The 15,460-nt window shown below is 43.8% G+C and carries 12 protein-coding genes and 1 tRNA gene; 11 read left to right on the top strand and 2 right to left on the bottom strand.

The features are described from left to right. Window positions 1-9 precede the first annotated feature (9 nt). The 7 genes from ABDW33_RS28085 to ABDW33_RS28055 all read left to right on the top strand — a co-directional run bounded on the left by ABDW33_RS28085 (window position 10) and on the right by ABDW33_RS28055 (window position 10,612). Window positions 10-696, top strand: a complete 687-nt coding sequence (locus ABDW33_RS28085; RefSeq protein ID WP_343693425.1) for a DUF4397 domain-containing protein — start codon at window positions 10-12, stop codon at window positions 694-696. Window positions 697-878: 182 nt separating this feature from the next. Continuing rightward, window positions 879-1,493 (top strand): OmpH family outer membrane protein, encoded by a 615-nt coding sequence (locus ABDW33_RS28080; RefSeq protein ID WP_343693424.1) that lies wholly within the window; start codon window positions 879-881, stop codon window positions 1,491-1,493. A gap of 177 nt (window positions 1,494-1,670) precedes the next feature. Continuing rightward, window positions 1,671-3,104 carry an amino acid permease gene (locus ABDW33_RS28075; protein ID WP_343693423.1) on the top strand — a complete coding sequence of 478 codons (1,434 nt, stop codon included), beginning with the start codon at window positions 1,671-1,673 and terminating at the stop codon, window positions 3,102-3,104. 884 nt (window positions 3,105-3,988) lie between these two features. After that, a complete protein-coding gene (locus tag ABDW33_RS28070; RefSeq protein ID WP_343693422.1) occupies window positions 3,989-4,978 on the top strand; it encodes a FecR domain-containing protein in 990 nt (329 codons plus the stop codon). Between the two features lie 180 nt (window positions 4,979-5,158). After that, on the top strand, window positions 5,159-8,350 hold the full coding sequence (locus ABDW33_RS28065; protein WP_343693421.1) for a TonB-dependent receptor: 3,192 nt from the start codon (window positions 5,159-5,161) through the stop codon (window positions 8,348-8,350). A gap of 70 nt (window positions 8,351-8,420) precedes the next feature. Beyond that, window positions 8,421-9,785, top strand: a complete 1,365-nt coding sequence (locus ABDW33_RS28060) for a hypothetical protein (RefSeq protein WP_343693420.1) — start codon at window positions 8,421-8,423, stop codon at window positions 9,783-9,785. Between the two features lie 65 nt (window positions 9,786-9,850). Further along, window positions 9,851-10,612, top strand: coding sequence for a hypothetical protein (locus tag ABDW33_RS28055; protein ID WP_343693419.1), 762 nt, complete (start codon window positions 9,851-9,853; stop codon window positions 10,610-10,612). A gap of 304 nt (window positions 10,613-10,916) precedes the next feature. On the opposite strand, the gene ABDW33_RS28050 is transcribed toward ABDW33_RS28055, so the two are convergent. Together ABDW33_RS28050 and ABDW33_RS28045 are read right to left on the bottom strand one after the other, a co-directional pair. Continuing rightward, window positions 10,917-12,254 carry a S41 family peptidase gene (locus ABDW33_RS28050; protein ID WP_343693418.1) on the bottom strand — a complete coding sequence of 446 codons (1,338 nt, stop codon included), beginning with the start codon at window positions 12,252-12,254 and terminating at the stop codon, window positions 10,917-10,919. Between the two features lie 25 nt (window positions 12,255-12,279). Continuing rightward, entirely contained in the window at window positions 12,280-12,789 is a 510-nt protein-coding gene (locus ABDW33_RS28045) for an RNA polymerase sigma-70 factor (RefSeq protein ID WP_343693417.1), read from the bottom strand. A gap of 124 nt (window positions 12,790-12,913) precedes the next feature. On the opposite strand from ABDW33_RS28045, the gene ABDW33_RS28040 reads away from it, so the two are divergent. The 4 genes from ABDW33_RS28040 to ABDW33_RS28025 all read left to right on the top strand — a co-directional run. Next, window positions 12,914-13,522 (top strand): DUF4254 domain-containing protein, encoded by a 609-nt coding sequence (locus tag ABDW33_RS28040; RefSeq protein WP_343693416.1) that lies wholly within the window; start codon window positions 12,914-12,916, stop codon window positions 13,520-13,522. Window positions 13,523-13,525: 3 nt separating this feature from the next. Continuing rightward, complete coding sequence (locus ABDW33_RS28035) at window positions 13,526-14,530, top strand: glycosyltransferase family 9 protein (protein ID WP_343693415.1); 1,005 nt, start codon at window positions 13,526-13,528, stop codon at window positions 14,528-14,530. An 80-nt stretch (window positions 14,531-14,610) separates the two neighbouring features. After that, window positions 14,611-14,681, top strand: a tRNA-Gln gene (locus ABDW33_RS28030). A 56-nt stretch (window positions 14,682-14,737) separates the two neighbouring features. Continuing rightward, window positions 14,738-15,460: carbon-nitrogen hydrolase family protein (locus ABDW33_RS28025; protein ID WP_343693414.1), on the top strand; the 723-nt coding region annotated here is incomplete at its 3' end.

Genomic DNA, 15,460 nt, shown 5'->3' with positions numbered 1-15,460 from the left:
GGTTTGATTGTGAAAAAACTCATTGTACTACTGGTCGTCATAGCAGGGATCTGGGCTTGCAACAAGGATAGCGATAGTTCTATCCCTGTTACTACTTCATATATAAATGTGTTTATTGCCAATCCGGATGCCAGTTATGATGTGGTATTGGATACTGCCACGCTGGGCACCGGTCTGACGCTGGGACAATACACTGACTATAAATCTTTTACTGCAAAGCGTTATAATCTGTACTTCTTTCCTACCGGGAACAGGACGGATACCCTGATCCAGGGACAAATCAGTCTGCGGAACAACCATCATTATTCCGTTTTCTTTGAAAGGAACCGTAATGGTGTATTGCAGCTACTGGCTACAGAAGACCAGGTGGGCACAAATAGCAAAACGGTGGGCTACTTGCGGGTGGTGAATCTGAGTGATTCTTACCTTACTACAGGTGCTTCCATTATATTGGATTTTGATGTGGACAGTACAAGAGCTTATACCAACATAGGTTACCTGGGAGCAAGTGTTTTCAAAGAGATTACACCCGGTGCACATACACTTGATATAAGGAGTGTGTCGGATTCAGTGAGCAGGTTGTATAACAATGCAGCTAATTTCACTATTGAGGCAGGCAAGAGTTATAGTTTTGTTGCTTACGGGAATGTGTTAAAGTCAGATAGTTTCAAAGTAGTGACACTGCAGCATAAATAAATTTCTGAAGCTGTTCACAGGCCATCCTGTCTGCTTTAGAGAATGAGGGGAGCGAGGGTTGTGCTTAAATGTGAAAGAGTTGTTAAGAAACTGTAGACATTAGTATTATAACGTAAAAACCTTATTTTAGCCGTTTAATTTTTAAAATGTATTTAAGGAGATTAAAAAATCCACCTAACAACATGCGCACTAAACAAATTGTGAAAAGCGGATTATTGGCAGCATTCGCAGCCGGAACATTTATGGCTTGTCAACAACCTGCTAAACAGGGGAATACCGAATCAACAACACCTGCAGCAGGTACCAGCGCGTCGGCCGCTTCAAACGGTCTCGTTATTGCTTATGTGGATATTGATACTGTAGAAGCTCATTACAACTATTTCAAGCAAAAGAAAACCGAGCTGGAAACTAATCAACAGGCTATAGAGAACGAACTGCAGGCGAATGTACGTGCATTGCAGAACGAAGCTGCTGATTTCCAACGTAAAGCTAACACCATGACCCAGTCAGAAGGTGAGGCTGCTCAGCGTACCTTGTATCAGAAACAACAGCAACTGGAAGGCAAAGCGCAGAATATGCGTGCCAAGTATGCTGAACAGGAAAACAAGTTCAACGAAGAGCTGCAGAAGCGCCTGAACGATTTCCTTGAGAAATTCAACAGCGACAAGCGCTATGCATACATCATGTCTTACCGCACAGGTGCAAGCAATATCCTGTACAAAGACAAAAAGTATGACATCACTCCGGAAGTAATTAAAGGCCTGAACGAGGCAAATGCAACTGAAGAGAAAAAATAAATAGTTGCTATAGCAAAAACATATAAAAAAGTTTTTAACTTGGAATCCCGTTCCGTGAAGTTTCAGTAGTACTGAAGCGTTTACGGAACGGGATTTTTGGTAGTTACAAGCCAGTTGTTTTTATGAGTAATTCCACGTGGTTACTGGCTGTATACAACAAATCAACTAAAATCTATTATGAGTAACCTGGACACTAATAATCACCAGACGGCTTTCCGTCCCAGCCTTAGTTTGCTGGATGCAACCATGATCGTAGCCGGATCGATGATCGGATCGGGTGTATTTCTTGTATCTGCAGAGATCACCAGGACCATTGGTGGTGCCGGATGGCTGACCCTCATGTGGGTATTAGGTGGAATTGTGACCATTATAGCAGCTGTTAGTTACGGTGAATTATCGGGTATGTATCCACGGGCAGGTGGTCAGTATGTGTACCTGAGAGAGGCTTATAATCCCTTTGTAGCATTTTTATTTGGCTGGACACAATTTGGTGTGATTCAGGCCGGTACGATAGCAGCCGTAGCTGTTGCATTTGCAAAATATTCAGCTTTTATCATTCCATTTTTCAGTGAGGATAACATCCTGTTGGATCTCGGGTTATTTACCGTATCGGCAGCGCAGGTGCTGGCGATCATTTCCATTGTGGTACTCACCTGGATCAACACCAGAGGGATCAGGAACGGAAAGATCATTCAGACAGTATTTACGCTGGCAAAACTGGTGTCGCTGTTTGGTTTGATCGTATTCGGCTTTTTCCTGGGAGCGAAGGCAGAAGTGTGGTCGGCTAACTGGGAACATGCCTGGGATGCAGTGAGTATGACGAAGGATGCAAACGGGCAGATTGTGACAACGGCGTTGTCGGGTCTGGCTTTATTTGGAGCAGTCGCGATTTCAATGAAGGGGTCATTGTTCAGCAGTGATGCCTGGAACAATATCACGTTTATAGCGGCGGAGATTAAGAATCCGCAGCGGAACATAGGCAGGGCTTTATTCCTGGGTACATTTCTGGTAACCATAGTATATGTAAGCGCCAACCTGATGTACATAGCTGTATTACCATTACAGGAAATTGCATTTGTACCCAAAGACCGCGTCGCTGTTGCAGCAGCTACACATATCTTTGGTAATGGAGGAGCGATAGTGATTGCGATCATGATCATGGTATCGACCTTCGGTTGTAATAATGGATTAACCCTGGCCGGCGCCCGTATCTACTACACTATGGCGCAGGACAAATTGTTCTTCAGGAAGGCAGGCGAGCTGAATCAATTTAATGTTCCAGCCAACGGATTATGGATTCAATGCCTTTGGGCTTCTTTATTATGTTTGACCGGGAAATACGGAGATTTGTTAACCATGGTGATATTCGGGGTACTGATATTTTATGTGATCACGATCCTGGGTATTTTTATCCTTCGCCGTAAGCAGCCGGATATGCCCCGACCTTATAAAGCGTTTGGTTATCCTGTATTACCTTTGTTGTATATAATAGTTGCAGCATCATTAGCGTTGTTATTATTGAAATTCGAATTCAACTATGCTATATCGGGCCTGGGTATTATCCTGTTAGGTATTCCGGTGTACTTTATAGCAATGGCGCGGTCCAAATAACTAAAGAAGACAACAAAAAGGTGTAATGTGACACAAAAGTTGTATGTAAAATGGTTGGAAAATTATGCGGCTGCTGTTGAAATTTCAGTGAATTGATGTAATTTGCATAGAGACTTCCGGACGGACCCGACGAATTGGTTTGTGTGTAACCCTTGACAAACACGTATGAATAGAAGACCCTTTGTCAACACTGTGTGTACCTGATGGGTAATTCATCATAGTCATCACAACTACAGACGCGAAGGCCCACAGAATTACAGATCGATAAGGATGGATGAGTGTCAACAACTTTCGGATAATGTGTAAACAAGTATTGTTGCATAGCGTAGCCTTGTCATTGTTTCCCGGATAGATGTAGCAGTCAGTTTCCTGAGCATTAACAACGAGTCGTTTCCCGGACAGGTAAGCGCCAATTTGAGTATGAACAGCGAATTTGCCTGGATAGACATAGCAGTTATTCTTTGAGCATAAATAGTGAAGTCATTGCCCAGGCAAGTATGGCGAGGCCAATTCCTGGAGGTAGCACAGCTTATTTCCCGGGCATGTAGCGAAGTTGTTTCCCGCGCGGCTGTATAGTGATTATTTCCCGTACAGTTGTATCGAAGTAACCGAAAGACTCAAATGAAATTCAAAAAGACATTTACTGATTTTATAAATCATTCAAGATATTTTTCTCATTGGGTGGGGGCTTATAGATATGTTAGGATCTTAAGCCCCATGGTAAACCATTAAAAGCCTACACGATTTGCATTCTCGAACATTCACATGACAATCTTAACAACAAGCGTAAGGTATCTACCTTACGCTTTTTTTTGTCCCTATGTTAAGCAATTATTAACTCCGTTTTTTGATTAGTACTCCCGCTATTTTGCATCGTACTATCTATGCTGACCACAGAAAACAAACAGCATAGTTTATCCGCCACCAAAATGAACATTGACAATTCACTACTGGAAAAGTACTTTAAAGGGAACTGCACAGATGACGAAGTGAAGTTGGTAGAAGCCTATCTGTCTCAACCGGAAACACCTGCAGCAGATGATTGGTTTGAGCAGATGTATGAGCAGAGTATAGCGACTCCTGTAATAAGTATGAAACGGAACCCTTTCCGTCGATGGTATAGTGTGGCTGCCGCAGTAGCGGTATTGCTTGCTGTGTTAGGTTGGATGTGGCAGTTGCAGCGTAGTGCAATAGGGAAGAATTTAGTCGCTTTCACATGGGATACGCTGGCCAATCCTGGTAAAGACATCAAACGTTTGGCAATGACGGATGGGTCTGAAGTATGGCTGGCCCCGCATTCATCATTAGTATATAATCAGAAATATAACGACAGTACCCGTGAGTTATGGTTGCAGGGTGAAGCCTATTTCAGGGTGAAGAGTGACCCGGCAAGACCATTTAGTGTACATACAGGCAGCCTGGTAACCACCGCTCTTGGAACTGCCTTTAACATTAGCACCACGGGTAGAGCAGATGGTAGTATCCAGGTAAGCCTGTTAGAAGGGAAAGTATCGGTAGCTACCTCCATTTTTTCCTGCATACTGCAACCCGGTCAAATGATAGCATGGCGTGATGACCTGGTTTCGTTCGCTCCTGTCAATTTCAACCTGCAGGAAGTGAATGACTGGAGACAGGGCAAAATGGTATTTGATAAAACCCTGCTGGTCGATGCCTTCGCCCGTATACAGGCCCGTACCGGATGTAAGATTATTATAGACCCATCGATTAAGAAGGATCTCAAAGTATCAGGAACATTCCCGGCCTCCACACCGGTTGAAAATATACTCGAAGTGATGCAATATGTACATGGATTTAAAATCGAGAAAAGAGGAAATAACACATATGCGATAGTTACACCAACAAAAAACAACTAAAACTAAAACTGTATAAGAAGTATAAATGGGAATTGATCTTTAATTAAAGAGACACATCAATATTAACTGTACTGGCGTATTGAAACGCCACCTTAGGGGACAACCCGAACATCATTATTAAACTTAAAGTAATTCTAAAGTATGCAAAAATCTACACAAAGATTTTGTAATGGGGAAGTTATGCGAACATGGAAGGCTTTCCTGTTGTGTTTTTTACTCGCAGGAATCCCTGTGGCGCTGTTAGCGCAGTCTTACCAATCTCTGAATGACAAGGTCACTATTAACCTTGAACACACAAATGCAGCAGCTGTTGTAAAATCGCTTGAACAACAAACTGGTTACACCTTCGCTTACGACCCGGAATATTTACAGCATTGTTCACTGGAAAAAGTGAAGTTCAATGTCAGCGCTTTATCTGATGTATTACGATATCTGGATGATTATGCGCCGATTGATATTTCCTACAATAATAAAACGGTAGCACTGAAACAGGGTAAACAGATGAAATTGTCCGGCACAGACAAAGGTCATGTAACTGGCAAAGTGTTGGATGCAAAGAATGAGCCCTTACCCGGTGTAACTATTCAGGCTGATAATGGCCAGGGTACTGTGAGTGGCGTGGATGGTACTTATGAGTTAAACCTGGAACCTGGTACCTATACGCTTACATTCAGTTATGTGTCATTCGATACACGCAAGGTCACTGACGTAACTGTAAATGGAAAAGAAGTAACACCGCTGAACATCATTTTGAAAAGTTCTAAGTCACAGCTGCGGGAGGTAACCGTGACTGGTAGTTATAAAAAAGCATCTGTAGAAGGTTTATATGCCCTGCAGAAAAACAGTGCCTCTATTACAGACGGTATCAGTGCTGAACAGATCAACCGTACACCTGACAAAAATATCGGTGAAGTGTTGAAGCGGGTGAGCGGTCTGTCTACTATGGAAAACAAATATGTAGTGGTACGTGGTCTCAGTGAACGTTATAACCAGGCGGTGCTGAATAGTCAGGTAATGCCCAGTACAGAGCTAAACAGGAAGAACTTTAGCTTCGATATTGTGCCTTCCAACATTGTTGAGAATGTAATTGTAGTGAAGACACTTACTGCTGATCGGAGTGCTGAATTTGGTGGTGGTTTGGTAGAAGTTAATACACTGGATATTCCCAACACCAGTTTTTTAAATATCAGTGCGGGCGGTAGCTATAATGACAAGACGACTGGTAAACCATACTTGTCTTTGAAGAGAGAGAACAGGGAGTTTTTTGCTACGGTAGCTTCGCACAGGAACCTGTTAGGGTCACTGGATTGGAAGAGTACAACGGATGTAATCAATAAGTACAATGCCACCGGCAAAGGGGCCTCTCAGTTCAGCAACAACTGGGGTTTGTACCAGTACAATGCACCTGTATCACAGAATTATCAGTTATCAGGTGGAAAGGTATTCAATGGCAAGGGTTCTAACCAGTTTGGTTTTGTGGCATCCGGCGGTTATCGCAATACCTATTCCACGCAGGATATAAGAATGAGCCGGGATGGTTTTGCCGGGCAGCTGGATGGGCCGGCATCAGAATATGCAGGTTATAAGGGACAGCGTTTTGGCTTTACTACCAATGTTGGTGGACTGTTAGGTCTTGGGTTCAGGAACAGCAGGCATCGTGTGGGATTTCAGAGCCTGTACCTGCGAACACTGGATGAGCAGCTTATCATTGGTTCCGGTTCGGCAGGTAATGGGGGCATACAGCTGGGGTATTATGACCTCACTGCTCAAACTACCTTATGGCAGAATCAGTTGAAAGGCGAACATAACCTCGGCAACCATGGTATCAAGTTCAAATGGATGGGTAGCTATCTGCGCCTGGACAGGCAGAAGCCGGATAATCACCAGGTGACTTCACCATTTATCAAGTCTGACTCCTCATCATTGGCTGAATATAGCATCACAAGTGCCTACAGCAATGCGATCAACACTGGTGCATTACGCTGGTGGAGCCGTGCGTTGGAGAATAATTATAACTGGGATGCATCTGTATCTATACCATTCCGCATCAATGCTGGTAAAACAGCTATCAATACCACTGCAAAAGCTGGTTATGCAGGATGGAGCAAAGATCGTTTGTTCTATGTGCTGAATGTAGGAACTACCTTCGATAACCATGGTTATTATCAGCCACTGGCAACAGCCTTCAGCAGTAACAATAATGTAGACTTTTACTTCAACAAATTTGGTGATGATTTTCATCGTACCGCGGCACTGCATGCAGGCTATGGTATGATCGACAGTAAGATTGGGGACCGTTTTAGGCTGGTAGCGGGATTACGGGCTGAATATTACAATCTGAACCGAACAAATGCTGCACTGGATTCCCTGTTCAAATACATCAACAGTACCAGGGATGGTGATAATAAATTTGATTACAGCGAGCTGTTGAACAGGGAGAAGAACCTGCACCTGTTCCCTTCTGTGAACCTGACTTATAGTCTCACCTCTTCTATGAACCTGCGTGCTGCATATGCAAAGAGTATCATCCGTCCTGACCTGCGGGAGTTGTCCTTCTTTCGTGAGTATGACTTTGAGTTGGGTGGAGCTTATGAAAGTGAACTGGTACGTTCTACCATGGCACAGCATGTGGACTTCAGGTACGAGTGGTATCCCGGTGCAGGAGAGATTATTTCCGTGTCCCTGTTCTACAAGAAGTTTGACTACTCTATGGAAATATACGCCGATGAGCAGAGTGGTGGCTTATATAAGCTGAGAAATAACAAGAAGGCAGAGAATTATGGATTGGAGCTGGAAGTACGTAAATCACTGGCATTTACAGATGTGCCGGTATTGCGTAACCTGACATTGTATGGCAACTTCACTATGCTCGATGCATACGTGACCCCTATGAAAGTGAATTACAACTCACTGGACCCAAATAATTCGCTGAAAGTAACGCCGGTAGAAACCATCGGCAAGAGAGAGAAAAGGCCCCAGACAGGTGCGAGTAACTATATAGTGAATGCGGGCGCCTTCTACGATATCAAGCCAGTGTCTTTAAGCCTGGTATACAACTACATTTCAAACAGGATGTTCCGTCCTGACGAAGCATATAAATTCTCATTATTCGAACGTCCATTGGAAAGCCTGGATGGTCAGATAGCAGTACGTTTTTTCAAAGGTAAAGGCGAGATCAAGTTTAATATTTCCAACATTCTGAACAAGGCCAGTCTTGTATACCAGAACCGTTTTGAAGATGACCCGGATGTTACAGCAAACAAGAAGGATCCTTCGACGAAACAACTGATGTATAAAAAAGGATTGGATGTGATCAATTATGAAGCGAAGCCAGGCCGCACCTACAGTACTACTATCAGTTACAAGTTTTGAGTAAACGCGTTTCACTAATATATCCTGATCAGGTATGCAATTTTTAACCTTTAAGAAAACATCAAAAAAGATGAAAAGAAGACCCTTAGCATTAGCCCTCTTGTCCGTAACCGTACTGGGCGCTGCAATGATGAGCTCTTGTAAAAAAGACGCAACTACCAGTGCTCCTCGTTCAGTATCAGCACCTGGCGTTATTCCTTCTAACCCAACTTTAAGTGGTGTATTAGGAACCGGCCATACTGTAAAAGATACCATCCATCTGGTAGCATCAACTGCATGGCACCTGAGTGGTTTGGTTTATGTTGACTCATCAGACGTATTGATCATTGATGCTGGTACAAAAATTTATGGTAACCTGAGCTCTTCTTCCAGTGTTCCTGGTGGTGGTCTGGTTATCACCCGTGGTGCTAAAATCCTTGCAGAAGGTACTGAATCCAGCCCAATCGTATTCACATCGGCGGCTACTACTCCAGCTTCAGGCGACTGGTCTGGTGTTGTTATCTTAGGTAACGCCAGCACTAACCACACTGGCCGTGTACAGGTAGAAGGTATTCCAACAAATCCTCCTGCTGATGCCACATTCGGTGGTTCCACAGGTACAAACGATGCAGACAACTCTGGTATCCTCAAGTACGTTCGTATCGAGTACGGTGGTTATGAACTGTCAACTGATAATGAAATTAATGGTCTTACACTGGCTGGTGTAGGTAGCGGTACTACTATCGACTACGTTGAAGTTTTCAAATCAAAGGATGACTCTTTCGAGTGGTTTGGTGGTACAGTAAATGCATCTCACCTGCTGTCTATCGACGGTCTGGATGATATGTTTGATACTGACAACGGTTACCGTGGTACTATCTCCTATGCACTGGGTGTGTCTGATACAACCCGTGCTGACAAGAGCCAGTCTAATGGTTTTGAAAGCGATAACAACGCTACTGGTACTTCAGCTACTCCACTGACCAATCCAGTTTACAACTACGTAACTATCGTAGGTGTGTCTAACGTTTGGACTTCACTGAAAACAAATGGTGCGCCTTCTGGTACTGGTAAATACGGTCGCGCTGCTCACCTGAGAAGAAATGCCCGTTACACAATCAACAACAGTATCTTCCTGGGCTTCTATTATGGTGTATCAAGAGATACTCAGTTCGGTAACGCACAGGGTACATTCACCAACACTTATGCTGAAGCATTCTCTTATCCATTCCTGACAGAAGTAAATGGTACTAGCCAGGCGGCTGTAACTCCTGCTGGAACTCAAGGTTCTTCTGTAACAAACTTTGCTAACGGTTATATCAACCTGGCCGATCCATTTGATCGTTCAAGCATCTCTAACTTCGAAACAACTTTTGCATCTCCTGATGGAGGTACAGCTGGTGCTTTTGCTAACGGTAACTGGGCTTCTTCCGGTACCTGGGTTAGATTAAGATAGTCTTTACCTCGTAACGTATAAGGCAAATTGCCTTATACGTTACTTTTTAATTTGAAATAAATAACATGAAAAAAGGATTTTTACTGCTTATTCTGGGGATTACTACTTTCGTTGCATGCCGTAAAGGTTCATTGCCGGAAGAAAACTATTTTGGAAGTGTTGCTGTTTCACAGGTGGGTACGACCGATGCTGTGGACCTGGATGTATACTTCGATGGAAAGAAACTGGGTAAGATTTTGGCGGATGGTTCGCTGGCAGGTTTTATGCTGAAGGCAGGTGCGGCCGGAAAATTAGCCATCTACAGAGCGGGTTCGGATACCCTGGTAGCTGATACAACAGTTAAAATACCTCAAAATGAGGCTATTTCAGTAAAGGTAATATCTTCGCTGGCATTAGGTGCTAATGGGTTTATTAATGGCGGTGAGGTAGGAGCGGATTCTGTGAAGGTTCAGCTCATCAATAGTTTGAATACAACCATATATCCTTACCCGAATGGTGTGGATGTCTGTGTATATACATATGTTAGTAATAAACTGGCCGATTCTATAATGACGATTAAAAATGTAATGCCAGGGAAATTAGATCCCCGTGTGATTACATTGCGACATGTGGATTCTTTAGGCAAAGGTATTTTTTACGTGGCCAAATTGAAGGATCCAGCTACTGGTCAGTTTATCAGGCAGGCTGCCAGCAATGTGGTTATGTTTTCATTTTTGAACACTTCTGCGGGTTACAACGGGCACTTAAACCTAATTCAATATTATGATAATGGAGGAGATGCTACCACAAACAAAATCCTGGTTAAGGTCACTACGCTCTTACAATAGAATTTATTATTAACCTGCTTAGGACTTAGCAATTAAAATAGCAAAGCAAACGAGTGTGCTGTGTCTACAGCGGTACTTTATATTGGTCTATTATTGTTTGTTGGCCCCTTGTTATTTTTCGAAGAGAATCGTTAAATATGCACCTGATGAAAAAGCCCTCTTTCTTTTTTTGCTTATTTCCATTCAAATTTTTCTTTGATAAATGTTGATTTAAGTATACTGTTTTAACAGTATCGACTTTACCTGACATTATATAACAATCCCCATTTAAGCATACAAAGCCAGCTGTATCTACAGTCGGCTTTTATCTTGGGCAAATTAAAATCTCCATGGAAGCAGGCTTCAATCGGGTATCAAAATAGTGTTTTATAACAGGAGAGGAGTTTACCAGCCGGCCATTTCCGCTGATGATGGCAATTGCTTTGGCTATAAGTGGATCTCTGTGGTCACCGAGTGGAGAGAGGGGCTGTGTAGCCATTTCATCGATGGTATAATCAGGTGCAATTCCACTGGTATATTCACCCACATCTTTAGCATTGTACAATCTGTAGGTCAGTGGCATAATTGTCCATGGCACCCGCTGAGGAGAACGGTTATCGCTGATGATGACAGCGCCTTTATCTTTTCCGTAAGTAGTTTCACCAATCTGGATGACTTGTGTATAGGGCTTTAGGGTATTGAGGGTTAGTTCTGCAGCAGAGGTGGTACCTGGGCCGGTCAGTACAAATATCCTGGATAACCCCAGCCGCTTGTCTGACAGAGAAGAAAAGTTAATCGCGGAACCGCTTTCCGGCACAGCAAGGGCTGATTCATACGTAATATTGTAGGATCCAAGATGGCTATTGCCCTTGTATTTTGCAAACAGGGTGGAGGCCGAAATATTTGGAACGATCATGGCATTGAGCATGGCAGCGGCTGCCACACTGCCACCGGGATTATACCGGAGATCGAGTATCAGATCGGAAACACCTGCAGATTTAAAAGACTGGAACACCTGTTGCAAAGCGTTATTGTAAGAATCATTGAAATAGTTATAAAAGAGATATGCGACCACTTTGTTTTGCACAAGGAAGGTATCCTGCAGGTAAATAGGGTTTTCTGACAGACCCTGTGCAGGAATAGTAATAGCGCTACCTGATTGCATGGTAAGGGTAAAAGAAGATTTTGCCAGCATGCTTTCACTGAGGGTCGTAGCATTAGTGGTCGTAACAGGGGTTCCATCTACAGCCGAGAAAGCATCTCCTCTTTTGATACCTTTTACGTCAGCCACAGAACCTGGAATAACCAGCTTAATAATTCCCAATGCACTATCTCCGGAGGCGATGATGGTAAAGTCAATCCCAAACTGGTACAGCATATATTTGGGATAGGTGAAGTAATCATTTATTTTATATAATAGGGAGAACTTGTCATCCTTGTATTTCAGGGTCGTGAAAAAGTTGGGTGCACTCAGGCTGGTATCTGCTTTTGCAGGCAATGTCTCGTTCCAGATGTAGAAGTATTTCATACTATCCAGGATCCAGTTGTTGATCTCCGATTGTGTGACGGGGCCTGTAGGAGTGATAGGGGCGACGTCCTTGTCTTTGTGGCAGGCTGTAAAATACAGCAAAATGGCTAAAGCAATAATGACCTGACGGTACATAATAATATGGGTTGAGTTGGGTAAATCACATGTCGTAGTGTGCCATCATCTCTTTTCTGATGTATTGCAGGGCAAGGTTGAGATGGTTTCTTACAGTAGCTGGTGATAAGCTGAGCTGATCGGCTATTTCCTTATAACTCTTCCCTTTGTCACGGCTCAAAAGGTAGATATTCCGGCGCTGTTCCGGCATTTTTTCAATCAGTTTCTGGATCTGTTCGCGGAATTCTTTGTGTAATAAGGTCTGGTCCTCCGGGGAATGGCCGGAAGACGAAATATGGGCAAGAGATTTCCGTTCCCGGTAGAGTTTCCGGGTTTCGTCGATAACAATATGTTTTACAAAAACGAATAGCAGGGGGAATACGTCTTGTCCTGCCTGTACTTTATGTATGTTTTCCCATAACTTAATAAAACATTGTTGCGTTACTTCCTGCGCCCTTAAACGGTCGTCAGTGAGTTTGTATGCGAACCTGTACACTTTTTCCCTGTTGGCTTCAAATAACTGGCCAAAGAGAATCCTGGATGGGTTATCAGACATATAGTTTGATATAAGGTTGCTAAAATGCGAATTAAATGTAAGCACCATTTGTTACTTGAATGTTAAAGTTCCGGGTATTAAAATCTCTATACACCTATTTAACCATTTTGTATACATTTGCTTCATGTTTACAGAACTTTGCAATCAAATATTTGATCAGAGCATCGCTGATTATCATGTACATAACAGCGTATATCAACCTATCCGGAACCCTTACGAAAAAACAGCGATAGAGCATCTGTTATATCTGAAAAACTGGATTGACACAGTACAGTGGCACCTGGAAGACATCATTCGTGATCCATTGATTGATCCGGTGAAAGCATTGGAGATTAAGCGCTGGATTGATAAATCCAACCAGGAGCGTACTGATGTTGTAGAATATATTGATAGTTATTTCCTTGAAAAATATAGTGATGTAGCGCCTGTGGCAGGAGCTTCCATTAACACTGAAAGTCCGGCCTGGGCAGTAGACCGTTTGTCTATCCTGGCGCTGAAAATCTATCATATGAGGGAGGAAGCAACCCGTACAGATGCAACCCCTGCGCATCGTGAAGCCTGTCAGCGTAAGCTGGATGTGCTGCTGGAGCAAAGGAGGGACCTGGGGACAGCGATCAACCTGCTGCTGGAAGATATTGCCGGCGGTAAAAAGTATATGAAAGTGTACAAGCAGATGAAGATGTACAATGATCCTTCACTGAACCCTGTGCTCTACAAGAGTGCCTCCAATTAGCCTATGAGGACGTTACTGGCTATTCGTTTTTCGGCTATGGGAGATGTGGCGATGACGATTCCCGTGATGCAGCGGGTATTGCAGACGCATCCTGATGTGGAAATTGTTTTTGTATCAAACAAGAACTGGGAGGCTTTGTGTGCAGGAATTCCCAGGTTACATTTTTTCCCGGCTGATCTGAAGGGGAAGCATAAGGGAGTGAAAGGGTTATACCGGCTTTTTAAAGCTGTGCGGTCTGCGTATCGTATAGATGCGGTGGCGGATCTGCACCAGGTATTGCGTTCACAGATCGTGCGGACGTTCTTTAGGTTAACGGGGCGTAAGGTGGCAGTAATTGATAAGGGGCGCGCCGGAAAAAAAGCGCTTGCTGCCAGGGAAAATAAGGTATTGCAGCCATTGAGGAGCACGATAGAGCGGTATGCGGATGTGTTTCGTTCATTAGGATATGAGGTGGATATGAGTGCAACACCGCCAGTATTTGGCCGTCGTGATTTGCCGGCGGGTATGGAGGCTAAAGGAAGTTTTAAATGGATTGGTCTGGCACCGTTTGCAACATATAAAGAGAAAACGTATCCTTTTGATAAAATAGCGGCATTATTAGGAGAGCTGGTGGCGCGTGTGGATACCAAAATATTGCTGATGGGAGGTGGTGCCGGGGAGGTAGCGAAGCTGCAGGAGTTAGCGGTGCGTTATCCACAGGCCATAGTGGTAGCGGGGAGGTTTAAACTGCCGGAAGAGTTGGCTATTATTAGTCAGATGGATGTGATGATCAGTATGGATTCGGCGAATATGCATCTTGCTTCCTTATTTGGGGTGCCGGTGGTATCGGTGTGGGGAGCTACGCATCCGTTTGCAGGATTTATGGGATATGGCCAGCAATTGGAGCGGGCAGCGCAGATCGATTTATATTGCAGGCCTTGTAGTATATTTGGGAACAAGCCTTGTTTCAGAGGTGATCATGCGTGTATGGAGCAGTTGCCGGAGACAGAAATTTTGGGAAAAGTTTAAATTTTTTTGGTGGGTTAGAAAATTTTACTAATTTCGCCATCCCAAATAACAACAGCGAGTTGTTGAAATGAGGGAGGTATTGTCCTATAGTATAATGGTAGTACATCTGATTTTGGTTCAGACTGTCTAGGTTCGAATCCTGGTAGGACAACAGAAAATCCCCGCTCTAAGAGCGGGGATTTTTGTTTTTTGGATACATTTGTTTTTATGAAAATCGCATTAGCCTCCCCGCCGTTTCCCTCATCAATACAGGATGGGTTAACCTGGACAGAAAAGTTAGTCAAAGAAGCTGCTGAGAAGCAGGCGGTAATTATTTGTTTCCCGGAGTCATTTATACCTGGTTATCCGGGTATGGGGTATGTGCCTGCGGAGCGTACAGCTGAAAAGTTACAACGTGCTTTAGAGAGGGTGTGTGTGATTGCGGCAGAGAATAGGGTGGCTATTGTGATGCCGATGGATTGGTATTCATCAGAGGGAGAGTTGTTGAATGTGGCGTTTGTAATAGATGCTGATGGGCAGGTGCTGGGGTATCAAAGTAAAAATCAACTGGATCCAACGGAAGAAAGTTATTGGGTGCCTGGTACTGAGCGGCGTATTTTTCTGATTGATGGTGTGAAGATTGGTATTACAATTTGTCATGAAGGTTTTAGGTATCCTGAGTCTGTGCGATGGGCGGCGCAGCAGGGGGCGCAGATTGTATTTCATCCGCAATTTGTAGCGAGTGATGTGGCGGGGGCATTGCCGGTGGAGTGGGGGAGTAAGGGGAATTCTTACCATGAGAAGGCGACGATGATGAGGGCGATGGAGAATACGATTTTTGTGGCGAGTTCTAATTTTGCGGATGCGAGGCAGTTGGCGGCGTCGGCGTTGATAACGCCGGAGGGGGAATGTTTGGTGTATGGGGAGTATGGGGTACCGGGAGTAGTGGTG

Source organism: Chitinophaga sp. (genome assembly GCF_039596155.1).
Classification (GTDB): domain Bacteria; phylum Bacteroidota; class Bacteroidia; order Chitinophagales; family Chitinophagaceae; genus Chitinophaga.
This window is presented reverse-complemented; position numbering and strand designations above follow the sequence as displayed.